Genomic DNA, 24486 nt, shown 5'->3' on the forward strand with positions numbered 1-24486 from the left:
TGATAGCAATAACTAGAACCCAATTGGGATAAGTGGTATAACAAGTCCCATTGTATCTCCTACGGGATATCATGCCTTCCAGACAAAATGAGCCGCAAAATTTGCTGCCTCAATTGATCCCAAGAGCCTTAATCATGGAATTCACAGAAACCAGACGGTTGTACCAACAGTTAGCCGCAGAGTTAAAGCAGCGCATCGAAGCCGGTGTTTATCCGGTGGGCGATAAATTGCCCGCAGAACGCTACATTTCCGAAGAAATGAATGTCAGCCGCACCGTGGTCCGTGAAGCGATTATCATGCTGGAAGTGGAAGGCTATGTAGAAGTGCGCAAAGGCTCCGGCATCCATGTGATGTCGAATAAACAAAAGCACTTGGTCATGCCTAACCACGGCATTGAATTCGCCACGGCGGGGCCTTTTGAGCTGTTACAAGCGCGCCAATTGATCGAAAGTAACATTGCCGAATTTGCGGCCACGCAAGTGACGCGACAAGATATCGTGCAATTAATCGAGATCCAAAAACATGCGCGGCAAGAAGATCGTTTTCGCGACTCGCAATGGGATTTGAAATTCCATGTACAGGTAGCGCTGGCGACGCAAAATACCGCTATGGCAACGATCGTCGAAAAAATGTGGAGCCAGCGGGTACATAACCCTTACTGGATCAAGCTGCATGAACATATTGATGATAAGTCGATCGAGAGTTGGTGCGAAGATCACGACAGGATCCTCGAAGCCTTGATGCGTAAAGATCCTTACGCCAGCAAGTTGGCCATGTGGCAACATCTGGAAAATACCAAGCAGATGCTGTTTCGCGCAACCACCGATGATTTTGAGTTTAATGTGGACCGCTATTTATTCACTGAGAACCCGGTTGTTCATCTCGATATACCCAGTGTCGCCAATAGCGTTGCTACTAGCAAGAACTGACTTCTATTCTATAAAGAGATAATCCGCGGGGAGAGAAACGGACTCTATTCTTTCTCTTCCCGGTAAGATTATGCCGCTTTGAGGTCAGTAAATGTCGAGTTCTGTCAGCAAACGTCAGTGTTATACCTGTTTTTCAACTATTGCTTAAAAAACACTCAATTAGCATCTATATTTCCCTGTTTCATATCCCGCTATTTTGCTAAAGTGACAACACTTTTTTATTCGGATGTTTTGGGAGCGAAACGCAAATATATGCGCTGGTTGTTTGCTCTGTTTATTGCAGTGTCTGGCTGGGCCGGTTCGGCTTCCGGCAACCTGCTATCGCCCACGCATCCCACATCAGGTATCGCCTTACCTGCGCTTGACTGTCACTCTGTCAGCAGTACTTCATCATCGGTAAATATATCTTCGTCAGATCTGCGTCTGCAAAAGAAAGCCTTTTATTCTCAATTACGCCTAATGGGCATGCCCGCCAAAAAAACCGCCATAAAAAACCGGTTGGGTACGCTTAAATTTGCCAGTCCAGTTAATCCTTCGCTCGCCAACAACATCTGGCATGGCACATATCTGGCGATGTCCCGCAGTCATCGTGCGGATGAAATCTACAAACAGCCACGGCAATCACAGCCACTGCTGAACTATTCCAATTGGATATTCCATGCATCAACACAGCAAAATCGTGTGGGTGGTTGGAAAGAGAGTAATACTCAATATAGCGGGATGCTTACCTATCACATTATGGCGTGATGCTTTTCTATTGTCGTAATACGTGGGCATCGCAACAAGAAGTAAATTTACCTCAAGATATCAGCGAATTGGTTTGCTCTGGTTCATTTATCATAACCATCGCTAAAACACGAAAAACCATCAGATATTTTTGTGATCGTGTTTATATCCATAACGATGCATACAACAAACAATGACGTTTTAGGAATACCAGATGGATATCATTAAAGAACTCTTACATGCTTTATGGGCACAAGACTACGAGACGCTCGCGAACCCGTCGTTAGTATGGGCCATCTACATCCTGCTATTTGTGATACTTTTTCTGGAAAATGGCTTGCTCCCGGCAGCCTTTCTACCTGGCGATAGCCTGTTAATTCTGGTGGGGGTACTGATTGCGAAAGGTGCCATGAGTTTCCCAGTAACACTGGTGGTATTAACCACCGCAGCCAGTCTGGGTTGCTGGGTCAGTTATATTCAGGGGCGATGGCTAGGGAATACAAAAGTGGTACAAGGGTGGCTATCCCATCTACCCGCCCACTACCACCAACGCGCACATAACTTGTTCCACCGTCATGGGTTATCCGCACTGTTAGTCGGGCGTTTCCTGGCATTTGTGCGCACCTTGCTGCCAACAATTGCCGGTCTTTCCGGCTTGAACAATGCGCGTTTTCAATTCTTTAACTGGATGAGTGGCTTCCTGTGGGTGTTGATCTTAACCACTATGGGCTTCGCTTTTGGTAAAACGCCGGTATTCCTGAAATACGAAGATGAAGTGATGTTTTTCTTGATGTTACTGCCTCTGGCGCTACTAGTGATCGGCTTGTTTGGTTCTTTATATGTGCTTTGGCGCAAGAAAAATACCACGCCCGTGAATGATAGCAATGACAAAGGTAAGCCAGAGTGATTAACTTTCGTGGCCGTTTTGGCCGCCCAGTTTGGCACTATCTTATCCTGCCAGTGACAGTTTTATTGCTGGCAGCGCTGCTGTTTACGCCCATTATTATGCGCACGGAAAGCGCGCTAAAAATTCGGCCTAATCAGCAGGGGCTGTCATTACCTGATGGGTTTTCTCTGTACCAGCATCTTGATCAGCGGGGGATTCGCATCAAAAGCATCACTCCAGAAAATGACAGTTTGGTAGTGAGTCTTGAGTCTCCAGAGCAACAGCAAGAAGCCATTACAGCTTTACAAGATATCCTGCCAAACGGTTATGTCATTGTCTCCAGTGAGTCAAAGAAACGTCAGCGTTTATTGCCCGCCTTCAGAAACAACCTACAAAATGTAGGGTAATCTGCATCATGGGGAGTTATCTCCCCGTCATTTGATCTTCGTTATGACCAATATATCCTGCTGATATATGATTAATCTATAAAAAATCCTGTAGTAAACTTGGGTATCATATAATTCAGCGCTATGCTTAGTCATTCACAGTAGCCTATTTCACCCCGATTCTTGTTGTAAAAGGAAGCAATACCATGTTGTTACGTGCCGTTTTTCCCCTACGGGCCTTTCTCCTGCTGGTATTACCGATGATTGCGTTTGGCAGTGTCGCCCAGGCAAATGAGTGCGATACCAAAGCCAAAGAGATCCAACAGCAGATTGATTATGCCAAACAGCATGGCAATACCCGTCGCGCCGCAGGTCTGGAAACGGCCTTGAAACAAGTTAAGAATAATTGCACGGTTGAAAGTCTGGCAGCCGACCGCCAGAGCAAAATTAAAGAAAAGCAGCACAAAGTCACTGAGCGTAAGGAAGAACTAAAAGAGGCTCAACAAAAAGGTGATGCTGATAAAATTACCAAACAACAGAAGAAGTTAACGGAGGCGCAAGCTGAGTTAAAGCAAGCTCAGGCACAGAAGTAGCGACTCCGGGTTTAAATACAGACACAGTGAGTCATTTGGATATTATTAGGATAATTAACCTATCAACTTCCAAAGAAATTCACTAGATTAGGTATTCACCTCAGTTATGTTAAGGAGCTATTACATGCCACAAGATAAAACCTCTGAACATTTGCGCGCTGAACTTAAGTCACTTGCGGATACTTTGGAAGAAGTGCTGCAATCTTCGACCGATAAGCCGAAAGCTGAGTTAGATAAGCTGCGGGCTAAAGCGGAAAGTGCCTTGAAAGATACGCGTGAACGCCTGAGCGAAACGGGTGATAGAATCGCCGCCCAAACCAAAGAAATTGCTGATAAAGCTGACAACTATGTCCATGACAACCCTTGGGCTGGCGTAGGCATCGGTGCTGCTGTTGGCGTGGTGTTAGGCGTTCTGTTGTCTCGCCGCTGATTATGGCTGAACTTCCTCAAACTCAGGGCCCCGGTAAAGGGGTCCTCGATACTGTCCACCGCATCGCCACCATCGTGGTTGGCATGGTCGAAACCCGTGTTCGGCTAGCAGCTATTGAACTGGAAGAAGAAAAAGCAACACTGATTCAGTTGCTGATGATGGCGGGGATCACTCTGCTGTTTACCGCTTTCGGTTTGATGAGTCTGCTGGTGTTGGTGATATGGGCGATTGATCCTGCTTATCGTTTAGTTGCATTGGGGTCGACAACAGCAGTGCTCTTAGCACTGGCGATAATAGGTGTTATCTGGACACTCACCAAAGCGCGCCGTTCCACCCTGCTGGGGTCAACCCGCAAGCAACTGGAAACGGATCGCGAGTTATTGGAGAAAGAGCGTTGAGTCGCCGTCAATTAGCACAGGAAAAGGCCGCATTGTTACGGGAGATCCAGCAACAACGTCTGGATCTCGCTAACAGCGCCGCACATTGGATTGAAGTCACCGCACCTTATGACAGGGGCTGGGCGAAAATCGTCAGTATGCGAAAATATCTGATGGTAGGTTCAAGCCTGGTGGCGTTATATGGCATTCGCCATCCCAGTAAGTTAATCCGCTGGTCGCGCAGAGCGGTCAGTGCATGGGGTGCTATCCGATTGTTTCGCAGTACTTTTTTATTACGTTGATCCCCCATTCCACTGCACTGTACTGACACGCAGCCATTATCTTATGTTTGATAAAACCAGCATATAATTCAGCCTACTAGCAGCATCTTTCCCCATAAGCAGGCTTTTATATTCTGTCACTTCAATTTTTTTGATAAAAAACGACAGTTTTACTTGCTAACAACTTATCAACTTCTCGACTAACATTCTCTCATCAAGTCAGGGCGTTTGCAGAAATACACCAGCAAACAATCATATATATACCCTAAATAATTCAAGTTGCAGGAAGGCGGCAACTGAGTGAATCCCGATGAGCTTGCTCAGGTAAGTGATTCGGGTGAACGAAAGCAGCCAACACACATGCAGCTTGGAGTATGACGGGTATAAAAATTAACGCCAGCAGATGCCAGGCATTAATACAAAACACTTTTTGGAGAAGTCGTCGATGAACAAATTACAAGATACTGGCCTGTTGGTAGCACGCATTCTGATGCCAATTCTGTTTATTGTTGCCGGTTACGGCAAAATGGGTGATGCCTATGCCGGGACCCAACAATATATGCAAGCGATGGGCGTCCCTGGTTTCTTCCTGCCACTGACTATCCTGTTGGAATTTGGTGGTGGTTTGGCCATTCTGTTTGGTTTCCTGACTCGCACCACCGCGCTGTTCACTGCCGGTTTCACCATTCTGACCGCACTGATTTTCCACACTAACTTTGCGGAAGGTGTTAACCAACTGATGTTCATGAAAAACCTGACCATCGCTGGCGGTTATATTGTCTTAGCGGTTGCTGGCCCTGGTGGTTTCAGTATCGACCGCCTGCTGGGTAAGAAGTGGTAAGCCCGCGACAAAAATGAACATGCGATTTTAATGAATAGCGCCCTATCATTAGATGGGGCGTATTTTTTATAGAGGAACATAAAATGGGGCAGCTCGTAGACGGTATCTGGCACGATATTTGGTATGACACCAAATCTACCGGTGGTCATTTTAAACGCAGTACCTCACAGTTTCGCCATTGGGTCACGGCTGATGGCCAGGCTGGGCCGCAGGGCAAAGCCGGTTTTAAAGCCGAAGCAGACCGCTACCATTTGTATGTTTCTCTTGCCTGCCCGTGGGCGCATCGCACTTTGCTGATGCGCACCTTGAAAGGGCTGGAATCACTGATTTCCGTCTCTGTGGTGCATCCGCTGATGAAAGAGCATGGCTGGACATTCGGCGATGATTTTCCCGCCGCCACTGGCGACTCTCTTTATCACCTCGATTATCTTTATCAGCTCTATCTGCGTGCTGACCCCTATTATAGCGGGCGTGTCACCGTCCCGGTGTTATGGGACAAACACCAGCAAACTGTTGTTAGCAATGAGTCAGCCGATATCATTCACATGTTCAATAGTTCGTTTGATGGCGTGGGCGCCAGAGCCGGGGATTATTATCCACCCGCATTACGCCGCAATATTGATGACATCAATGGATGGGTCTACGATCAGGTCAACAATGGCGTGTATAAAGCGGGCTTTGCTACCACGCAAGAAGCCTATGACGAAGCCGTCAGCACCTTATTTGATGCACTGGAGAAGCTAGAGCAACTTCTGGGGAAACAGCGTTATCTGACCGGTGATCAACTTACCGAAGCGGATTTGCGTTTATGGACCACATTGGTACGTTTTGATCCCGTGTATGTCACGCATTTTAAATGTGATAAGCACCGGATCAGCGATTATCTAAATTTGTATGGTTTCCTGCGTGATATTTATCAAATGCCAGGCATTGCCGAGACGGTAGATTTTGCTCATATTCGCCATCACTATTACCGCAGCCACGGCACTATTAATCCTTATGGCATTATCTCCATCGGCCCACAGCAAGATCTGCTGGAGCCACATGGCCGAGATACCCGTTTCACTTTATTAACAGATTAACGCGCAGTAGCCATAACAGCTTAAGGCGTAGCGAGCTAAGTCAGTCTGAGTGCGTACAGCGCGGAAAAACCGGAGCGTACAACTAGTACTAGTACGTGAGGATTGTGAGCACTGCACAATCTCAGTATGACGACGTGCAGTAGCCGTTTACTTATTAGCGAACAATTTAGGAATCTCGCGCAGACACCACGACTTAGCTTCACCCATACTGTCGCGTCGCCAGGCCATAATGATATCGGCCTCACGGCTGTATTCTGGGCCGACAACCCGTAAGCGCCCCGCTTCAATATCTTTCTCAACCATTTCATACGGCATGGTCGCCACCCCCAAACCGGCCAACAATGCCCGCCGCTTATCTTCGATGGTACTCACCGTTAACCGCTGCTGTTTATCCAGCAATTGCACGGTCAAAACCGGCCGTTCACGAGCGGTATCGGCTACGGCAACACCACGGTATTTCACCCGCGTTAGCTCTGACAGCGGCTCTGGCTCCAGATGGATTGGATGGTCAGGGCTGGCCACATAGACACTGGTGACTTTGTACAGTTTGCGGCTGTTAATCTCCGAAGATGCGCGAAAATGCATATCTGGCGCAATCACAATATCCGCCCGCCCCTGCTCCAACCGCTCCCAGGCACCCGCCAATACTTCAGTAAAAATAGAGACTTGCGTATTCGCTTTCAGCGCCAGTCGGTCAACCAGCGGGAACAGTTTCCATGCCGGAGACAAGGCTTCACTGACGATAGTGATATGGGTTTCCCAACCACGCGCCAATGCCTCAGCATCCGTGGTCAGCTTATCGGCAGCTTCCAGCAGCACCCGCCCGCGATCCAACAGCATACGACCCACATTGGTAAACTTGGTGCGATGCCCGGAACGGTCGAACAGCACCACATCCAGCTCTTCTTCGAGTTTTTGCATGGTGTAGCTCAATGCCGAAGGTACACGCCCCAATTCATCGGCAGCCGCAGCAAAACTGCCACGGCGGTCAATGGCATCCATCACTCTCAACGCTTCTAACGTTAGCGCCCGATCTTTGCCCATCGTTTTCTCAATCAGGAAATTTGAATATAGTGACCAGATTAACTGGCTAACAATCTGGCGTCCAGACGCTTACCATTTGTTTATCGATTAATATCAGGAAAGAGCGATCATTGTCATGATTACATGCAGAACAGCAAAACAGTGCGGGCAAGCTGACTTTGGTTGGCTCCAGGCGCGCTATACCTTTTCATTCGGCCACTATTTTGATCCAAAATTATTAGGCTATGCTTCACTGCGCGTGCTGAATCAGGAAGTTCTCGCGCCGAGCGCGTCATTCCAGCCGCGAACTTACCCACGGGTTGATATTCTGAATATCATCCTACAAGGTGAGGCAGAATATCGGGATAGCTTAGGTAACCATGTGCGCGGTAAAACTGGCGATGTCCTGCTATTTTCTACCCAGCCGGGTGTGAGCTATAGCGAGCATAACCTTAGTTCAGACAAACCATTAACGCGAATTCAGTTATGGCTCAATGCTTGTCCCGAGCAAGAAAGTCAATCGGCTCAGCAGCTATCACTGTGTACCCAGCCATTAAGGCTATTGGCTTCCCCTGACGGCGAAAAAGGCAGCCTGAAATTGCGCCAGCAAGTATGGATTCATCATTTGGATTTGGCGGCGGGTGAGCAATATACGATTGATTTGCACGGCCCGAGGGCTTATCTGCAATCTATTCACGGAACCGTGGAAGTGGCAGGCCCGCAAGTGAGCGACGCTCAGCGTTTGAGCTGTGGTGACGGCGCTTTTGTGCAAGAGGAACAGCATTTAGTGATTAAAGCGCAAACTCCCCTGCGAGCATTGCTGATTGATTTACCAGAATGACCGGGTATTCGCCCGGTCAGTTTTAAATGCCGCAGTAGTATTTATATCTATCAGTGATGAGCGGCTTACGCTTTCAATGACGCCATATCAATAACAAAACGGTATTTCACATCACTTTTCAGCATACGTTCGTAGGCATGATTAATGTCCTGAATATTAATCATTTCTATATCTGAAGCAATGCCGTGCTGCGCGCAGAAATCCAACATTTCCTGTGTCTCCGTAATACCGCCGATGCATGAACCCGCCACCGAGCGTCGTCCCAAAATCATCGGTAAAGTGCTCACCATTGGGCTGATATCCCCGAGGAAACCGACAAATACCAATGTGCCATTAACATTCAGCGTCGGCATATAAGGGTTGATATCATGCACATAAGGCACAGTATCAATAATCAAATCAAACTACCCTTTGGCCGCAGCCATTTGTGCATCATCGGTAGATAAAACAACATGATGAGCGCCCAAACGACGAGCATCAGCCTCTTTGTTAGGTGAGCGGGTAAAGAGTGTCACTTCAGCGCCCAGCGCATTCGCCAGTTTCAAGGCCATATGACCCAAGCCCCCTAGCCCCACCACCGCCACTTTACTGCCTTTACCGACCTTCCAGTGGCGCAATGGTGACCAGGTGGTGATACCCGCACACAGCAGTGGTGCGGCCGCTTTCAGATCCAGGCCAGCAGGCATCTTCAACACGAAATCTTGTGATGCAACAATAGCTTGTGAATAGCCACCATAGGTTGGGGTATGGTCATGACGGTCAATACCATTGTAGGTCTGTACATTCCCTTCTTCGCAATACTGCTCTAATCCCTGTTGACAGGGTTGGCAGTGTCGACAGGAATCCACCATACAGCCAATGCCGGCAAAGTCGCCGACCTTGAACTTGGTAACATCTTTACCGACGGCCGTGACGCGCCCAACCACTTCATGACCGGGAACAATAGGATAGGTACTGAATCCCCAATCATTACGCGCCTGATGTAGGTCAGAATGGCAAACGCCGCAGTAGAGCACCTCCATCACCACATCATCTGGGCGAGGAGCACGACGAGTAAACTCAAAGGGTGCCAGAGGAACTTTTGCTGACGTGGCAGCATAACCGAGTACTTTCATTGTCATGGTGTATCTCCGGTATCATAAACACTGTGATTTGCAGCTCGATAAACCTTAAAAAAGGTCAAGGTAAACTGTATAACTGTAGACGCTACGAGCCATTTCACCGTGATTCCTGAGGGTGTTCAGGTGACAGATCAAAGTCCGGTCAGTTTTTCCAGTGCTTCAGGGTAGCGCTCCCCAGTTAATGTTACTTTTGCCGCAACGCTGTCAATTTGCTGAAGATCTGTAGCGGTCAACTCAAGGTTGGCGGCAGCGATATTTTCTTCCAGCCGATCGAGCTTGCGTGTCCCTGGGATCGGCACGATCCACGGTTTTTTCGCCAGCAACCAAGCCAAGGCGATTTGTGCCGGTGTGGCACCTTTTTGCTGTGCCACATCCTGAATCAAGGCTATCAGCCCCTGATTTGCTTTTAATGCCTCCGGTGTGAAACGCGGCAGTGTGCGACGGAAATCATCACTGGCAAACTCGGTGGTTTCCGTCATCTTGCCAGTCAAATAGCCTTTACCCAGCGGGCTGTAAGGCACCAGACCAATACCTAATTCTTCCAGTGTGGGGATAATTTCCAGCTCCGGTTTTCGCCACCACAAAGAATATTCACTCTGTAGTGCGGTAACCGGCTGAACCGCATGGGCACGACGAATCGTTGCCGCCCCCGCTTCGGACAAACCAAAGTGTTTAACTTTGCCTTCTTTAATTAAATCTTGTACCGCTCCAGCCACATCTTCGATAGGCACATTCGGATCCACACGATGTTGATAAAACAGATCAATAACATCGGTTTTCAGGCGCTTAAGAGAGGCTTCTGCGACTTTCTTGATATGTTCAGGTCGGCTGTTCAAACCCACCCATCTTGGCCCCCCATTCGGATCGGCCTGAAAACCAAATTTGGTCGCAATTACCACCTTATCGCGCAAAGGAGCCAACGCCTCACCCAATAATTCTTCATTGGTATAAGGCCCATAGACCTCGGCGGTATCAAAAAATGTCACCCCAAGATCTACCGCTTTGCGTAGCAATGAAATCATTTCCTGTTTATCTGTTGCCGGGCCATAACCAAAGCTCATTCCCATGCAGCCTAAACCCATTGCTGACACTTCGAGATTACTACGACCCAATTTGCGCTTTTGCATTGTCTTTACCCCTGTCTGTTGTTGTTTACCATCACAAGGTATTCACCAAATGAATATCAGTTGCAGAAAAGGTAGCAAATGCCAGGGCGGAGTATTAGAGGGAGAAATACGCATGAGTATATGAATTTAATTCATAAATTGAGCTACACTCAAAATCCTCAGGGCTAACAGGCAGGAACCATGATGTTAAAAGAGAATTTTAACGATTTAATTTCATTTCTTATGGTCGCCAGAGAGCGTAGCTTTACCAAGGCTGCGGCAAAACTGGGGGTTTCCCAATCCGCCTTGAGTCACTCAATTCGTGGGCTGGAGGAGCGCCTTGAGTTGCGCTTGCTGACCCGCACCACCCGCAGTGTTGCCCCAACAGAAGCCGGCGAAAGGTTGGCAAATAGCCTCGAACCCCGTTTGGCAGAAATTGAGAGCGAGCTGGATGCGCTGAGTGAGATGCGGGCGCGTCCTGCGGGAAATATTCGTATCACTGCCGGTGAACATGCTGTCGATTCAGTGCTCTGGCCGGTGCTGAAATCCTTTCTCGCCGAATACCCTGATATTAATGTAGAAATCACGGTTGACAATACCTTAACCGACATTGTAACAGGCCGTTTTGACGCGGGTATTCGCTTGGGAGAACAGGTCGCAAAGGATATGGTCGCCGTACGGATTGGGCCAGATATGAGTATGGCCGTGGTCGCCTCCCCTTCTTATTTGGCTAAATATGGCATCCCCAACACGCCAGCAGATTTACAACATCATCGTTGTATCAATATGCGCCTACCAACTATGGGTGGCCTATATGCTTGGGAGTTTGAAAAAGAAGGGCGTGAGGTAAAAGTACGTGTTGATGGTCAGCTAACGTTCAATAGCATACGACAACGTATTGATGCCGCCGTCATCGGCTTTGGTCTGGCCATGGTGCCAGAAGATGCCGTGAAAGCGGAGATTGCCAGTGGCAACTTAATTCGCGTGCTGGAAGATTGGTGTGAGCCTTTTCCCGGTTACTATCTTTATTACCCCAGCCGCAGGCAACATACCACTGCGTTTTCGTTGCTCGTCGACGCCTTGCGTTATCAGCGCTAAATCCAAACAAAAACCCCGCCGAAGCGGAGTTTGCGGAATGAGTGGAGTTGACCGGTAAGCCGCTTTCTTTTGGTGAAAAGCGTCGTGGACAGTCATTCCTCTCAACCATATATCACATAAACAAAAACCCCGCCGAAGCGCTGAGGAATCCCCAGTAATGGGCGGGTAAAAAAGACAGGCATAGAGTTTTGTGATCTACTGATTGTGCTACCAATTCAATGAGATCACCTCTATGCCTGCTCGCCAAGTATGTCAGAACTTCTTCCGTGATGCTTTAGCTCCCTTTCACAAATACCGACAAAATGCTTTGCTCGATGCCACCATTGCGTTAATCAATGGCGCATCGCTGACACTGACCAGTATCGGACGTTATTTACCCGGTGCGGCTCAGGTCAAAAATAAAATCAAGCGTATTGATCGTCTGCTGGGCAATGAATCACTACATCGTGATATTCCTCTGATTTTTAAAAATATTATCTCGATGCTGACACGGAAACTCTCTCTCTGTGTTATTGCCGTTGACTGGAGTGGCTATCCGTCTCAGGAGAATCACGTGCTTCGCGCCAGCCTTATCTGCGACGGGCGATCGATACCTTTATTAAGTTGGGTTGTTCCATCAAAAAAACAGCAAAATACGCAGATACAAAAAGACTTCCTCAATGCTCTTGCCAGTGCAGTGAATTCGCAGGCCAGAGTCATCATTGTCACTGACGCGGGGTTCCAGAATGCCTGGTTCCGGCATATAAAATCACTCGGATGGGATTTTATAGGGCGTATCAGGGGCAATACCCAAATGCGGCTAGGCAGCAAAGGCGAATACTGGTTCAAACGTCAGGAATTACAGGCCAGCAGTAAACCGGAATATCTGGGCCCCGGAACACTTGCCCGCGCAGTGTATGCCCAGTGTGACGGCCATTTTTATCTTCATAAAAAAACATCAAAAGGAAGAAAAAATAAGCGCTCTCGTTGTGACATAACCAGACCAGCACAAATAAAAGACGCGCGCTCCGCTGCAACAGAACCGTGGCTGCTCTTCAGCAGCACAAATGACTTTAAACCAAGAGAAGTCATGAAGTTATACAGTCGCCGAATGCAGATCGAGCAAAACTTTCGGGATGAAAAAAGCGAACGCTTCGGGTTCGGCCTGCGTGCTAGCTACAGCCGTTCAACAGGAAGAATGCTGGTGCTGAGCCTGCTGGCGACACTGAGCACAATTGTGCTGTGGCTTCTGGGCTATCACGCTGAAAATAAAGGATTACATCTGAGGTATCAGGCCAACAGCCTTAAGTCACGACGGGTTATATCTTATTTGACATTAGCGGAGAATATCTTGCGACACTCTCCGCTAATTTTAATGCGAACGGCACTGGATACCGTTCTTAACCACCTCGCCAGAACCTACCGAAGTATGGTGTTGGTTTATTAGCGCTGATTTACTGGGGATCCCTCAGCGCCGAAGCGGGGTTTGCGGAATGAGTGGAGTTGGCCGGTAAGCCGCTTTCTTTTGGTGAAAAGCGTCGTGGACAGTCATTCCTCTCAACTATATATCACATAAACAAAAACCCCGCCGAAGCGGAGTTTGCGGAATGAGTGGAGTTGACTGGTAAGCCGCTTTCTTTTGGTGAAAAGCGTCGTGGACAGTCATTCCTCTCAACCATATATCACATAAACAAAAACCCCGCCGAAGCGGGGTTTGCGGAATGAGTGGAGTTGACTGGTAAGCCGCTTTCTTTTGGTGAAAAGCGTCGTGGACAGTCATTCCTCTCAACCATATATCACATAAACAAAAACCCCGCCGAAGCGGGGTTTGCGGAATGAGTGGAGTTGACCGGTAAGCCGGGTTCTGTCGTGGACAGTCATTCCTCTAGGCCAGCAATCGCTCACTGGCTCAAGCAGCCTACCCGGGTTCAGTACGGGCCGTACCATGTGAACCCCTATTTGGCCTTGCTCCGGGTGGAGTTTACCGTGCCACGGACTGTTGCCAGCCGCGCGGTGCGCTCTTACCGCACCCTTTCACCCTTACCTGATCCCACTTGCGTGGGCCATCGGCGGTTTGCTCTCTGTTGCACTTGTCGTAGGCTTGCGCCTCCCAGGCGTTACCTGGCACCCTGCCCTATGGAGCCCGGACTTTCCTCCCCTTCACCTGTCTCCCCCGAAAGGGACGGCAGCGAAGCGGCGACTGTCTGGTCAACTCCGCGGCGGATTATAGTCACATTAGCGCTGGATGTCATCTTCCTGTTGCACTTGATCGCCATCTAGCTGTTCAAGTGCGTACTTATACAGCGCATTCTTTTTCACACCGTGGATTTCAGCAGCCAGCGCGGCGGCTTTCTTCAGTGGCAGCTCTTTTTGCAACAGCGCCAAAGTGCGTAAGGCGGCGGCAGGCAGTGCATCATCAACCTGCACTTTATGGCCTTCGACTATCAGCACCATTTCGCCACGACGGCGGGTTTCTTCTTCCTGAACCCAAGCCAGTAACTCGCCAACCGGCGCGCCGTGGATAGACTCCCAGGTTTTGGTCAGTTCTCTGGCAAGTACCACATAGCGTTGTGGGCCAAGTACGGTTACCATGTCCCGTAAACTTTCCAACAAGCGGTGAGTTGATTCGTAGAAGATCAGTGTTCGAGGTTCCTCAATCAGCGCTTGCAGAGTATCCTTACGTCCTTTGGTTTTCGCTGGCAGGAAGCCTTCGTAGCAAAAACGATCTGAGGCAAGACCCGCGGCGGAGAGTGCAGTAATCGCCGCGCAAGCGCCTGGTAATGGCACAACGCGGATGCCAGCTTCACGGCAACGGCGCACCAAATGGTAGCCCGGATCGTTAATAAGTGGTGTACCTGCATCTGAAACCAGCGCAATACTCTGGCCTTCTTGCAGTTTCGCCAGTAAATGATCGGCTTTTTGTTGTTCGTTATGGTCATGAAGTGCAAACAGGCGGGCGTTGATCGCGAAATGCTGTAACAGCAACCCTGTATGACGTGTATCTTCTGCCGCAATCAAATCAACGCCTTTCAGTACCTCTAACGCCCGGTGGGTAATATCCCCTAAATTACCGATGGGGGTAGGTACCACATAAAGCGTAGATGCAGAAATCACTGCTCGATCGTGTTGATTCATTGTTTCATCCGAATTACCGATTTAATATTGAGCATCTTGAAAAAAACATCACTGGATACAGTATGCTTTCCTCAACATTCGTTCGTTCCAAAGCAGGGCTTGTCCCTGTTGTTCTGGCTGCGTTGATACTGGCAGCTTGTTCAGGCAGAGCACCACAGACGCCGCCACCCACAAATATACAGGACGAAGCAAGCGCTAACTCTGACTATTATCTGCAACAGTTGCAACAGAGCAGTGATGATAACAAGGCTGACTGGCAATTACTCGCCATTCGTGCCCTGCTACGTGAAGGGAAACTCCCGCAAGCGGCAGAACAGCTCGGCACTCTGCCCGCCAATCTGAGTGACACCCAGCGCCAGGAACAGCAGCTACTGACCGCAGAGCTACTGGTAGCCCAGAAAAATAATCCAGCGGCTGCCGATATTCTGGGCAAGTTGGATGCAACACAGCTCTCAGCTAACCAACAGGTTCGCTTCTATCAGGCACAAATTGCCGCCAATCAGGGTAAAGCAACATTACCGCTGATACGTGCCTTTATTGCTCAAGAACCCTTGCTAAAAGATAAAGCACATCAAGATAATATTGATGGCACCTGGCAAGCGCTGGCGCAGCTCACGCCACAAGAATTGAATAATATTGTCATTAATGCAGATGAAAACGTGCTGCAAGGCTGGCTGGATTTGCTGCATATATATCAGGATAACAAGCAAGACCCTGATCTGCTGAAAGCCGGTATTAAAGATTGGCAAAATCGTTATCCACAAAATCCGGCGGCGAAAAACTTGCCAACGGCATTAACGCAAATCAGTAACTTCAGCCAGGCATCTACGGCGAAAATTGCCTTATTGTTGCCATTAAGTGGCTCGGCACAAGTCTTTGCTGATGCCATCCAACAAGGTTTTACTGCCGCGCAAAATGGCTTACCAGTGAATACCCCGGCTCCGGTGACACCAGATGCAACGACCACGACACCAACTGATGCCACTGCTACACCGGTGACTGATATTGCCACGCCAGCGCCAGTGGCAACCCCTGTTGCCACCAGCAATGCACAGGTAAAAATCTACGATACCACTACTCAGCCAGTGGCTGCTTTGTTGGCACAAGCCCAGCAAGATGGTGCCACATTGGTTGTCGGCCCACTGCTGAAAGCTGAAGTGGAACAACTGAGTACAACCCCCAGTACCCTGAATATTCTGGCGCTGAATCAGCCGGAAGTTAGCACTAACAGCCCGAATATCTGTTACTTCGCCCTGTCTCCAGAAGATGAAGCTCGCGATGCAGCGCATCATTTGTGGAGCCAGGAAAAGAGAATGCCATTGTTGCTAACCCCGCGTGGTGCCTTTGGTGATCGCGTTGCCAAAGCCTTCGCAGAAGAGTGGCAGAAACAAGGTGGGCAGACGGTATTGCAACAAAACTTCGGCTCTACTGCTGAGTTGAAACAAGCCATTAACAGTGGTGCAGGCATCCGTCTGACTGGCCAACCGGTGAGTGTTTCAAGCGCACCTGCCGCAGCACCTGCATCAGTCACCATTGCTGGCCTGACCATTCCTGCACCGCCGGTCGATGCACCAGTGGTTTCAACATCTGCTGGCGGTAATATTGATGCGGTGTACATCATTGCAACACCTGCTGAGTTGACACTGATTAAGCCGATGATTGATATGGCGACCAGCACACGCAGCAAACCAGCGCTGTTTGCCAGCTCACGCAGCTATCAGGCAGGTGCTGGCCCAGATTACCGGCTGGAAATGGAAGGTATTCAGTTTAGTGATATCCCATTGATGGCAGGGGCGAATCCCGCGCTGATGCAGCAAGCGGCGGCCAAATTTGCCAACGACTATTCACTGGTACGTTTGTATGCCATGGGCATTGATGCGTGGACATTATCGAATCATTTTGCTGAAATGCGCCAAATTCCTGGTTTCCAGGTGAGCGGAACTACCGGTGATTTAACCGCATCAGCCGATTGTGTTATCACCCGTAAATTGCCTTGGCTGCAATACCGTCAAGGCATGGTAGTACCGGCGGCATAAGATGATTCGGGTGAGTGAATGTAGCTAACAACCCTGCAACTTCAAGGACGAAGGGAATATGAGTCACAGGGATACTGGCACACACTACGAAAACCAAGCCCGCCACTATCTTGAGCGGGCAGGTTTAGTGTTTAAGGCAGCAAATGTCACCTATCAAAATGGTGAAATTGACCTTATCATGCGCGATGGCGATACCTGGGTATTTGTTGAAGTACGCTTTCGTCGCAATGCACTATTCGGTGGCGCTGCCGCCAGTGTCACTTACAGCAAACAACAACGGCTACTCCGGGCCGCTACCATTTGGCTGGCGCAGCGAAACGCCTGTTTTGCCACTACACCGTGCCGTTTTGATGTTTTTGCCATCACTGGTAGCGAGCTAGAATGGCTACCAAACGCTTTCAATGCGGATTGATGATTCCTCTCCGGTTTTATACCGGAGTTTTAAATATTAAGTGAGTTAAATCAACGTGCTGGATAGAATCAAAGGTTGCTTTACAGAAAGTATTCAAACCCAGATTGCCGCGGCTGAGGCACTGCCTGACGCCATATCCCGTGCAGCAATGACGTTGGTTCAGTCACTGCTCAACGGCAATAAAATTCTCTGCTGCGGTAATGGGACTTCTGCGGCTAACGCACAACACTTTGCAGCCAGCATGATAAACCGTTTTGAAACAGAACGACCAAGCCTGCCTGCAATAGCATTGAATGCTGATAATGTTGTGCTGACAGCCATCGCCAATGACCGTTTGCATGATGAAGTGTATGCCAAACAGGTGCGTGCGCTGGGTCATGCCGGTGATGTTTTGCTCGCAATTTCCACTCGTGGTAATAGCCGTGATATTGTGAAAGCGGTAGAAGCAGCAGTCACCCGTGATATGACCATAGTTGCACTTACAGGTTATGATGGTGGTGAACTGGCTGGCCTGTTAGGTCCGCAGGATGTGGAAATCCGCATACCTTCGCACCGTAGCGCCCGGGTTCAAGAATTACACATGCTGACAGTGAATTGCTTGTGTGACTTAATTGATAACACTCTATTTCCCCATCAGGACGATTAAAGGAGCACGAATGAAGGTTGGTTATATTTTTGCCATGCTATTCAGCGCCCTGCTATTACAAGGTTGTGTCGGTGCTGTCGTAGTTGGCAGTGCGGCCGTTGCAACTAAATCTGCCACAGACCCTCGTTCTGTCGGCACTCAGGTAGATGATGGCACACTTGAAGCCAGAGTCGTCAACGCGCTGAGCAAAGATCAGCAGATAAAGAGCCAAACACGTTTTGTTGTGACCGCTTATCAAGGGAAAGTTTTGCTGACCGGGCAATCGCCAACTGCTGAGCTGTCTAACCGCGCCAAGCAAATTGCGGCCGGTGTTGATGGTGCAACTGAAGTGTATAACGAAATGCGCTTGGGTAAACCGGTCGATCTGACTACTGCATCAATGGATACCTGGATTACCACCAAAGTCCGGTCACAGTTACTGACTGCAGACTCGGTTAAATCCTCCAATGTAAAAGTGACCACAGAGAATGGCGAAGTGTTCCTTTTGGGTCTGGTGACTCAGCAAGAAGGGCAATCAGCCGCTCAGATAGCCAGCCAGGTCAGTGGCGTTAAGCATGTGACCACTGCATTTACTATTGTAAAATAATCAATTGGTTAGAAAGAGCAACCCTATTATGGGCCGGGAGAAATCCAGGCCCATTTTTAGCTATCCCAAACATCAAACCATTAATCTAAATCATTCGCCTGTATGAAGTCTTTCCCACCCAATTGCCGCATTTGGCGCAAAATCCACTGTTGGCGGGAAATCACATAACCGGATGGCGCATTCGCCTTAAAACGCAGTGGATTGGGTAAAACTGCTGCTAATAGAGCGGCTTCTGATGCGCTCAATTTACTGGCCGGTTTATTGAAGAAATGGCGAGCCGCCGCTTCTACGCCAAAAATACCGTCACCAAACTCCGCAATATTCAGATAAACCGTCAGAATACGCCGCTTGGTCCACACCAACTCAATACCGGCGGTCAATCCGACTTCCAGCCCTTTGCGTACCCAGCTACGGCCATCCCACAGGAACAGATTTTTGGCAGTTTGTTGCGATAAAGTCGAAGCACCGCGGATACGGTTTTGGTTGCGCTGATTATGGGCTAACGCTGATTCTATAGCACCGACATCAAAGCCCCAATGCTCGGGGAATTTTTGATCTTCCGCAGCCATCACCGCCAGCGCCATGTAAGGTGAAATCTCATCCATCGGCACCCAATCAGAGTGGGCGACGTACGAAAAATCACCGGTCAACCAGGCACCGAGTTGCCTTTCAATCATGACCATGGAAAACGGAACCGGCAGGAAAGCAAAAATCAAAATACCGGCCAACCACAGGGCAACAATGCCAATGACAGCCCGTTTTCCCCAATACCAAAGCCAATTTAATCCACGGCGGACTGAAATCATTCGGTTAAATCCAGCACCTTCGCCACCAGCTTATCAATTCCTTTTGCTGCTTCAGAAATTGATGCCGCCAACATGTAAGCAGGTGTTGTGACCACTTTATTCTCTGCATCGACCACTACGTCATCAGCAGGGCAAATAATATGCTCGCCCCCCATAATTTCAACCGCCTCAATGGTATCGGGATCGTTACCAATGGTCAGACGAACAGGCTTACCCAATAGCTTCGGTAGCATAACGGGAGAAATACACATAAACCCAATTGGTTTGTTCGCCTTATGCATTGATTGAGTTAGCTTAACTAAATCCGGATCTATAGCACATTCAGAACCCTTAATAGCGAAATCGCTGAGATTCTTCGCTGCCCCAAAGCCACCAGGGACAATAAGGGCATCCAAGTCCTCTGAATTGGCTACAGAAAGCGGCTTTATCAGGCTACGGGCAATACGCGCTGACTCCACTAAAACATTCCGCTGCTCGGTGGATTCTTCACCAGAAAGGTGATTAATAACATGTAGTTGTGGCTTATCTGGTGCAAAGAATGCAATACGTGCTCCAGCACGATCCAATGCTAATATAGTTAAGACAGACTCATGTATCTCTGTGCCATCTAAAACACCACACCCGCTAAGCACTACACCGACTGTTTTCATCACATCTCTCCTTTTCTCACGCTGTCAATTGCTTAACTCGTTCTAGTGACAAAGACGTATCTCTATCACATATTTTAATGAATCTTGTAACAAGAGCGCTTACATTTGCTATGTTATTGCTTGTATGATGTATGGAAGAATCCTAACAACCTGCAAATTCACTCGAAATCGAAATTATTACATCCTAAATAATTCGAGTTACAGGAAGGCGGCAACTGAGCGAATCCCCAAGAGTCTACTTACTTTAAGGTCAACGACCAGTAAGTGACTGGGGTGAACGAAGGCAGCCAACGCACATGCAACTTGAAGTATGACGGGTATTGCAGGTTGACGATTTCCCTGGTGTTGGCGCAGTATTCGCGCACCCCGGCCTCGGTCGGGGTTATTTTTTTTCAGCTTCAGCTGCCCACTCACGTAATACCTGAACATCATTACGCCATTCTGATTTTAATTCATCGACCCAATCTTGTACGTTGTCCCACCATGCTGGCAGTGTCGGGGTTTGAATTTGCTGTGCAAGTTGCTGGATATGGCGCAAGCCAACGGAGCCGGCCGCCCCTTTAATTTTATGCGCTTCCTCCGTAATACCCTTTTGATCTCGCGCCGTCATGTTTGAATCCAATACCGCCAAATAGCTCGGCATCATTTGTTCAAACATTTCCAGACTTTGATGAATTAATTGTGGACCAACCAAATCGATGTATTGTTCCAGCATGGCAGTATCAAGTAACGATTCATGGGTTTGCATCACAATGTGTTCCTGTTTTTTAGCGGCAGAAGAAGGCTTATGATCCCAGAATTGCTTAATCATGGCCGTGAGCGCAGGAACTGATAACGGCTTACTCAGCACATCATCCATCCCAGCATCTAAATATTCTTTTTTGTCTTTAAGCACGTTAGCCGTCAAGGCCACCAATGGCGGTAAGGATTGCTGCCCATAATCAGCCCTAATTTGGCGAGCGATATCCAACCCACTCATATCTGGCAATTGAATATCCAACAGCACTAAATCAAAATCATCAGGTTTGAACATAGCCAGTGCATCATGGCCATTCATTGCCACCTCGACACTGTTGCCCAGTTTTTCCAACACCGAGCGCGCAACAATGACATTCAGCTCGATATCCTCCACCAGTAATATGTGAAGAGCTGGGAGCGGTGTATCGTCGCCTGATGGGGCGCTAGACGCGGCCTGCACGGCGGGTGCTTTAATGGTCAGGGTAAAGCATGAACCGGCCCCTTGGACACTTTTCACCGTAATATCGCCGCCCATGCTCTGTGCCAGACGTTTAGACACCGCCAGCCCAATGCCGGTGCCGGTTGCCGGACGGCCGCCATTACTGTCTTTTACCTGATAATACATGGCGAAAATCTTGTCTTGCTCGTCTTCAGGGATCCCCATGCCGGAATCTTCCACTTCGAAAATCAAGCGGTCATTACTCTCACGGCGAACCCGCACCACAATTTCACCTTGCTGGGTAAACTTCACTGCGTTGCCGATTAAGTTCCATAAAATCTGACGCAAGCGGGTGCCATCGGTAATCACTTTCTCCGGCAATGGCAACTGCGGTTCCATAATGAACTTCAGCCCTTTCGGCTGCACCAACAGGCCAGAAAGGTTTTCCAAATCCGCCATAAAACCCGTAAAATCAATTGGTTGGTTATCCAACTGAACTTTACGTCGCTCCAACTTATCCATTTCAATGATATCGTTGAAGATATTGCCGAGAGTGATAGCACTGACGTGAATGGTTTTCAGGTATTTCAGTTGTTCGCTGTCTAATTCGGTATCTAACAGGATACGGCTTAGGCCCACAATGCCATTAAGCGGCGTCCGCAGCTCATGGCTGATAGTTGAGATGAAAGTCGTCTTATCCCTACTGGCATTCTCCAGCGCATCCTGATAGCGCTTACGCTCAGTTATATCGCGCCCAAACCCCATCAACCCATGTCGTTTACCGACTCGGTCATAAAACGGCACTTTTCGCAATTCAAAACAGGCTTTACGCCCATCGGGATACACCAACCACTGCTCATAAGTCAGAGAAACGTTGTGACGGAAAACTTTCTCATCGGTTTCCATGACTTTTTCAGCGATGTCCGGCGCATAGACATCTTTAGGGGTCAAGCCGACCAACTGTTTCTCACTTTTGCCGGTCAGTAGTTCCATCACCCGGTTACAGCCGGAGAACTCATTATCTTCGTTACGGTAATAAACCAAATCCGGTGAAGCATCCAAAAAAGAGCGCAATAAGGCCGACTGTTGCCCTAATTCGACCTGTGCCTGCTCACGGTGGCCCATCTCTTCTTTCAGTTTGTCGACCACTTGCAGGTGAGCTTTCTCAGCTTTTTCACGTTCGACAATTTCCTGATTGAGTTGAGCAATATTTTCCGTCAGTTGCTTATTCAGCTCCAAATCGCGATAACGCATCACTTCAAGCTTATCAACCAACCGGGATAAGCGCTGGCGCGACTCTTCCAGTTGCTCCACCACCACCGACAGGAAATACACCGCCCACGGGGTTATCAGCAAACCAAAGAAAATAGAACGCACCAGATCGAGGGTTTCCACCGAGCCACTCAATACAAATGTCACCGCCATCTGAACCACCATGGCCAGTAACACCAGCACAGATGCCAGCAGCAGTGAGAAGCGAACCAGCCCTAACTTAACCATTAAATCAACGTAGTACTGGGCTAATACCCTGATTTGCTTCATAGCAACCCCTGTCTGTGTTTATCTGATAAATCATACCGTAAAACTACAAATAGATAAGCCAGGTTGCTCAGAAGTGTGGAAAAGATTGCAAATCACAATGAGAGATTGGGGGAACAAACTGATTATCTGCCAATAAACAGTAGGCATAGCCAAAATAAGGTGGGGGGTCAAAACTTACGGCGTAGCGAGCTACGCCAGACGGAGTGCGTACAGCGCGGAAAAACCGGAGCGTACACGCAGTACGTGAGGATTTTGAGCACTGCACAATCTCAGTATGGTGACGCGCAGTAGCCGGTCATAAAGCAGAGGCCTGCCCGCCATGGGCCAGCATATAATTATTCAACTCATTCATACCGGTCCAGCGATTTGCGCACCACAATGGCGCAAGTAGCGTTGGCCTGCGGGCGCTGGCAGAAATCCGGTGATAGACAATGTCAGCAGGAGTATGGCGGATCATTTCACCGGCGGTGAGCACATAATCTTCCAACGCCAGTTCCGACAAACGCCCCGCGCGCCATGCTTTGGCCATAATACTGCCCTCGACGATATGCAGTGGATGCAGTTTTATCCCATCAACACCAGTGACCACCACTTTCTCCAGTGTTTCCATGCACTGCGCCTGCTCCTCACCGGGTAGGCCGACAATCAAATGACAGCACACTTTCAGCCCTCGGGCACGGGCGCGACGGGCTGTTTGTTGGTAGCAGGCAAAATCATGACCACGGTTAATACGTTTGAGTGTTTTATCATTGGCGGTCTGTAACCCCAGCTCTAGCCAAACTTCATAACCTTGCTGGTGATAGCCACTTAATAAATCCAATACCGCGTCCGGCACACAATCGGGCCGGGTTCCCACACACAAGCCGACAATATCAGCTTCAGCCAAAGCTTGCTCATACATCACCGCCAGCGCATTGACCTCTGCATAAGTACTGGTATAGGCCTGGAAGTAAGCCAGGTAGCGTTTTGCCCGATTGGCTTTTTTAGCTTGCTCCGCCAATTGCTGCGCAATGCCCTGTTGCTGCATTTGTTCATCAGCAAATGAAGCCACATTACAAAAAGTGCAGCCACCACGGCCAAGGGTTCCGTCACGATTAGGACAGCTAAACCCGCCGTGTAGCGTCAGTTTATGAATTTTTTCACCATAGCGGCGCTGTAAATCCGCACCAAACATATTGACTAATTGCTGCAACTGCATAATCTTGGCACTGCCTGTCAAAAAAGAGCTTTAGGCTACCCGCTAGCGATATAATTCGCGATGACAGAGATCAACTCCCAAGCCCTTGGGTGCAGCTGCGCATAACCATTCATTATAAATGCAAATAAAATCACTTGACCGATGATTAAATTTTCTTATTTCCGCTCTGTTCTGAATGCTTCTATTACAATTCAGTGAAAAATAGTGTTAAACACCAGAAAATACATACAATGCGGAATATTACTCTACAATCCCCGCCAGCACTAGCATGGTGCAGAGATTTGTCGATTGCACTATAGTGAGACAGCTCACACTTTAGCACCAATCTCATGAAGCATCGCAGCATGAAAAAATGCCAATAAATTCATATTTTTCATTGTTATAAACCTCTTTATTACCTTAAAGATAGTTCTTAAGCCTATATTTGACCTGAGTATTCTTTCTCGCTAAGTTGGAAGTCCGCTGGAAGCTTTCTAGACGGGCAAACGTCTAGTCATAATTATGCAGTAATTTAAGACTCCCTCTTAAAACAAGTCTTATACCACTTGTGAGAACCGTCACAAGAGGCCATTGCCGGAGGGCGGAAAAGCAGATTTGCC

Annotated in this window: 24 protein-coding genes, 1 other RNA gene and 1 pseudogene; 17 read left to right on the forward strand and 9 right to left on the reverse strand. The window is 48.6% G+C overall.

What is annotated here, in order from left to right; all coding sequences use genetic code 11:
- The first annotated feature begins 134 nt into the window (after positions 1-134).
- The 10 genes from exuR to FGL26_RS12995 all read left to right on the forward strand — a co-directional run bounded on the left by exuR (position 135) and on the right by FGL26_RS12995 (position 6531).
- On the forward strand, positions 135-929 hold the full coding sequence (gene exuR, locus FGL26_RS12950; RefSeq protein ID WP_005174195.1) for a transcriptional regulator ExuR: 795 nt from the start codon (positions 135-137) through the stop codon (positions 927-929).
- A 252-nt stretch (positions 930-1181) separates the two neighbouring features.
- Positions 1182-1676 carry a hypothetical protein gene (locus FGL26_RS12955; protein ID WP_005174196.1) on the forward strand — a complete coding sequence of 165 codons (495 nt, stop codon included), beginning with the start codon at positions 1182-1184 and terminating at the stop codon, positions 1674-1676.
- Between the two features lie 193 nt (positions 1677-1869).
- Positions 1870-2562, forward strand: coding sequence for a DedA family protein (locus FGL26_RS12960; protein ID WP_005174197.1), 693 nt, complete (start codon positions 1870-1872; stop codon positions 2560-2562).
- Positions 2559-2948, forward strand: a complete 390-nt coding sequence (mzrA, locus tag FGL26_RS12965; protein ID WP_005174198.1) for an EnvZ/OmpR regulon moderator MzrA — start codon at positions 2559-2561, stop codon at positions 2946-2948. The genes FGL26_RS12960 and mzrA overlap by 4 nt, the downstream gene beginning before the upstream one ends.
- Positions 2949-3133: 185 nt before the next feature.
- Positions 3134-3520 (forward strand): DUF1090 domain-containing protein, encoded by a 387-nt coding sequence (locus FGL26_RS12970; RefSeq protein WP_005174199.1) that lies wholly within the window; start codon positions 3134-3136, stop codon positions 3518-3520.
- 124 nt (positions 3521-3644) lie between these two features.
- Complete coding sequence (locus tag FGL26_RS12975) at positions 3645-3950, forward strand: ElaB/YgaM/YqjD family protein (RefSeq protein WP_005164648.1); 306 nt, start codon at positions 3645-3647, stop codon at positions 3948-3950.
- 2 nt (positions 3951-3952) lie between these two features.
- The gene (locus FGL26_RS12980) at positions 3953-4348 is read left to right on the forward strand and encodes a phage holin family protein (RefSeq protein ID WP_005174200.1); all 396 of its coding nucleotides are present in this window, start codon (positions 3953-3955) and stop codon (positions 4346-4348) included.
- On the forward strand, positions 4345-4629 hold the full coding sequence (locus FGL26_RS12985; protein ID WP_005174201.1) for a YqjK-like family protein: 285 nt from the start codon (positions 4345-4347) through the stop codon (positions 4627-4629). Before FGL26_RS12980 ends, FGL26_RS12985 begins: the two co-directional genes overlap by 4 nt.
- 424 nt (positions 4630-5053) lie before the next feature.
- On the forward strand, positions 5054-5449 hold the full coding sequence (locus FGL26_RS12990) for a DoxX family protein (protein WP_004391987.1): 396 nt from the start codon (positions 5054-5056) through the stop codon (positions 5447-5449).
- Positions 5450-5532: 83 nt separating this feature from the next.
- On the forward strand, positions 5533-6531 hold the full coding sequence (locus FGL26_RS12995; RefSeq protein ID WP_005174203.1) for a glutathione S-transferase family protein: 999 nt from the start codon (positions 5533-5535) through the stop codon (positions 6529-6531).
- A 147-nt stretch (positions 6532-6678) separates the two neighbouring features.
- Here the strand turns inward: FGL26_RS12995 and FGL26_RS13000 are convergent, their stop codons facing one another.
- The gene (locus tag FGL26_RS13000) at positions 6679-7575 is read right to left on the reverse strand and encodes a LysR family transcriptional regulator (RefSeq protein WP_011817248.1); all 897 of its coding nucleotides are present in this window, start codon (positions 7573-7575) and stop codon (positions 6679-6681) included.
- A 115-nt stretch (positions 7576-7690) separates the two neighbouring features.
- On the opposite strand from FGL26_RS13000, the gene FGL26_RS13005 reads away from it, so the two are divergent.
- A complete protein-coding gene (locus FGL26_RS13005) occupies positions 7691-8395 on the forward strand; it encodes a pirin family protein (RefSeq protein WP_005174207.1) in 705 nt (234 codons plus the stop codon).
- A 65-nt stretch (positions 8396-8460) separates the two neighbouring features.
- On the opposite strand, the pseudogene FGL26_RS13010 reads toward FGL26_RS13005, so the two are convergent.
- Together FGL26_RS13010 and FGL26_RS13015 are read right to left on the reverse strand one after the other, a co-directional pair.
- Positions 8461-9516 (reverse strand): annotated as a pseudogene (locus FGL26_RS13010) (NAD(P)-dependent alcohol dehydrogenase).
- Between the two features lie 131 nt (positions 9517-9647).
- A complete protein-coding gene (locus FGL26_RS13015; RefSeq protein ID WP_005174210.1) occupies positions 9648-10643 on the reverse strand; it encodes an aldo/keto reductase in 996 nt (331 codons plus the stop codon).
- Positions 10644-10826: 183 nt separating this feature from the next.
- Here FGL26_RS13015 and FGL26_RS13020 point away from each other — a divergent pair, with 183 nt between their 5' ends.
- The gene (locus FGL26_RS13020; RefSeq protein ID WP_005174211.1) at positions 10827-11720 is read left to right on the forward strand and encodes a LysR family transcriptional regulator; all 894 of its coding nucleotides are present in this window, start codon (positions 10827-10829) and stop codon (positions 11718-11720) included.
- 232 nt (positions 11721-11952) lie between these two features.
- Complete coding sequence (locus tag FGL26_RS13025) at positions 11953-13146, forward strand: IS4 family transposase (RefSeq protein ID WP_005170564.1); 1194 nt, start codon at positions 11953-11955, stop codon at positions 13144-13146.
- A 390-nt stretch (positions 13147-13536) separates the two neighbouring features.
- On the opposite strand, the gene rnpB is transcribed toward FGL26_RS13025, so the two are convergent.
- Both rnpB and rsmI read right to left on the reverse strand, forming a co-directional pair.
- Positions 13537-13915: RNase P RNA component class A (gene rnpB / locus FGL26_RS13030), an RNA gene on the reverse strand.
- A 19-nt stretch (positions 13916-13934) separates the two neighbouring features.
- The gene (gene rsmI, locus FGL26_RS13035; RefSeq protein ID WP_005174220.1) at positions 13935-14834 is read right to left on the reverse strand and encodes a 16S rRNA (cytidine(1402)-2'-O)-methyltransferase; all 900 of its coding nucleotides are present in this window, start codon (positions 14832-14834) and stop codon (positions 13935-13937) included.
- A gap of 62 nt (positions 14835-14896) precedes the next feature.
- On the opposite strand from rsmI, the gene FGL26_RS13040 reads away from it, so the two are divergent.
- The 4 genes from FGL26_RS13040 to dolP are packed head-to-tail and all read left to right on the forward strand — an operon-like array spanning position 14897 to position 18514.
- Positions 14897-16870, forward strand: a complete 1974-nt coding sequence (locus FGL26_RS13040) for a penicillin-binding protein activator (protein ID WP_005174221.1) — start codon at positions 14897-14899, stop codon at positions 16868-16870.
- 58 nt (positions 16871-16928) lie between these two features.
- Positions 16929-17282 (forward strand): YraN family protein, encoded by a 354-nt coding sequence (locus tag FGL26_RS13045; RefSeq protein WP_005174223.1) that lies wholly within the window; start codon positions 16929-16931, stop codon positions 17280-17282.
- Positions 17283-17337: 55 nt separating this feature from the next.
- Positions 17338-17928, forward strand: a complete 591-nt coding sequence (gene diaA, locus FGL26_RS13050) for a DnaA initiator-associating protein DiaA (protein WP_005174225.1) — start codon at positions 17338-17340, stop codon at positions 17926-17928.
- A gap of 10 nt (positions 17929-17938) precedes the next feature.
- Positions 17939-18514 (forward strand): division/outer membrane stress-associated lipid-binding lipoprotein, encoded by a 576-nt coding sequence (gene dolP, locus FGL26_RS13055; protein WP_005166550.1) that lies wholly within the window; start codon positions 17939-17941, stop codon positions 18512-18514.
- An 80-nt stretch (positions 18515-18594) separates the two neighbouring features.
- Here the strand turns inward: dolP and mtgA are convergent, their stop codons facing one another.
- The 4 genes from mtgA to mnmL form a co-directional block, all read right to left on the reverse strand.
- Positions 18595-19320, reverse strand: coding sequence for a monofunctional biosynthetic peptidoglycan transglycosylase (gene mtgA, locus FGL26_RS13060; protein WP_005162387.1), 726 nt, complete (start codon positions 19318-19320; stop codon positions 18595-18597).
- Positions 19317-19970, reverse strand: coding sequence for an isoprenoid biosynthesis glyoxalase ElbB (elbB, locus tag FGL26_RS13065; protein ID WP_005174227.1), 654 nt, complete (start codon positions 19968-19970; stop codon positions 19317-19319). The genes mtgA and elbB overlap by 4 nt, the downstream gene beginning before the upstream one ends.
- Before the next feature lie 382 nt (positions 19971-20352).
- A complete protein-coding gene (arcB, locus tag FGL26_RS13070) occupies positions 20353-22689 on the reverse strand; it encodes an aerobic respiration two-component sensor histidine kinase ArcB (protein ID WP_138060244.1) in 2337 nt (778 codons plus the stop codon).
- A gap of 295 nt (positions 22690-22984) precedes the next feature.
- Positions 22985-23887: a tRNA modification radical SAM protein MnmL/YtqA gene (mnmL, locus tag FGL26_RS13075; RefSeq protein ID WP_005174232.1), complete on the reverse strand. Its 903-nt coding sequence runs from the start codon at positions 23885-23887 to the stop codon at positions 22985-22987.
- Positions 23888-24486: the final 599 nt, after the last annotated feature.

The organism is Yersinia enterocolitica subsp. enterocolitica (assembly GCF_901472495.1).
GTDB classification, from domain to species: domain Bacteria; phylum Pseudomonadota; class Gammaproteobacteria; order Enterobacterales; family Enterobacteriaceae; genus Yersinia; species Yersinia enterocolitica.

Bases quoted from the DNA above. Each gene is read 5' to 3' on its own strand.
- rsmI (WP_005174220.1), bottom strand. From the start codon at position 14,834: ATGAATCAACACGATCGAGCAGTGATTTCTGCATCTACGCTTTATGTG.
- mtgA (WP_005162387.1), bottom strand. From the start codon at position 19,320: ATGATTTCAGTCCGCCGTGGATTAAATTGGCTTTGGTATTGGGGAAAA.
- FGL26_RS13040 (WP_005174221.1), top strand. From the start codon at position 14,897: ATGCTTTCCTCAACATTCGTTCGTTCCAAAGCAGGGCTTGTCCCTGTT.
- FGL26_RS12955 (WP_005174196.1), top strand. From the start codon at position 1,182: ATGCGCTGGTTGTTTGCTCTGTTTATTGCAGTGTCTGGCTGGGCCGGT.
- FGL26_RS13045 (WP_005174223.1), top strand. From the start codon at position 16,929: ATGAGTCACAGGGATACTGGCACACACTACGAAAACCAAGCCCGCCAC.
- arcB (WP_138060244.1), bottom strand. From the start codon at position 22,689: ATGAAGCAAATCAGGGTATTAGCCCAGTACTACGTTGATTTAATGGTT.
- FGL26_RS13015 (WP_005174210.1), bottom strand. From the start codon at position 10,643: ATGCAAAAGCGCAAATTGGGTCGTAGTAATCTCGAAGTGTCAGCAATG.
- FGL26_RS12960 (WP_005174197.1), top strand. From the start codon at position 1,870: ATGGATATCATTAAAGAACTCTTACATGCTTTATGGGCACAAGACTAC.
- FGL26_RS13020 (WP_005174211.1), top strand. From the start codon at position 10,827: ATGTTAAAAGAGAATTTTAACGATTTAATTTCATTTCTTATGGTCGCC.
- FGL26_RS12990 (WP_004391987.1), top strand. From the start codon at position 5,054: ATGAACAAATTACAAGATACTGGCCTGTTGGTAGCACGCATTCTGATG.
- FGL26_RS12970 (WP_005174199.1), top strand. From the start codon at position 3,134: ATGTTGTTACGTGCCGTTTTTCCCCTACGGGCCTTTCTCCTGCTGGTA.
- elbB (WP_005174227.1), bottom strand. From the start codon at position 19,970: ATGAAAACAGTCGGTGTAGTGCTTAGCGGGTGTGGTGTTTTAGATGGC.
- FGL26_RS12995 (WP_005174203.1), top strand. From the start codon at position 5,533: ATGGGGCAGCTCGTAGACGGTATCTGGCACGATATTTGGTATGACACC.
- FGL26_RS12980 (WP_005174200.1), top strand. From the start codon at position 3,953: ATGGCTGAACTTCCTCAAACTCAGGGCCCCGGTAAAGGGGTCCTCGAT.
- mnmL (WP_005174232.1), bottom strand. From the start codon at position 23,887: ATGCAGTTGCAGCAATTAGTCAATATGTTTGGTGCGGATTTACAGCGC.
- FGL26_RS12975 (WP_005164648.1), top strand. From the start codon at position 3,645: ATGCCACAAGATAAAACCTCTGAACATTTGCGCGCTGAACTTAAGTCA.
- exuR (WP_005174195.1), top strand. From the start codon at position 135: ATGGAATTCACAGAAACCAGACGGTTGTACCAACAGTTAGCCGCAGAG.
- dolP (WP_005166550.1), top strand. From the start codon at position 17,939: ATGAAGGTTGGTTATATTTTTGCCATGCTATTCAGCGCCCTGCTATTA.
- FGL26_RS13000 (WP_011817248.1), bottom strand. From the start codon at position 7,575: ATGGGCAAAGATCGGGCGCTAACGTTAGAAGCGTTGAGAGTGATGGAT.
- FGL26_RS13005 (WP_005174207.1), top strand. From the start codon at position 7,691: ATGATTACATGCAGAACAGCAAAACAGTGCGGGCAAGCTGACTTTGGT.
- FGL26_RS13025 (WP_005170564.1), top strand. From the start codon at position 11,953: ATGCCTGCTCGCCAAGTATGTCAGAACTTCTTCCGTGATGCTTTAGCT.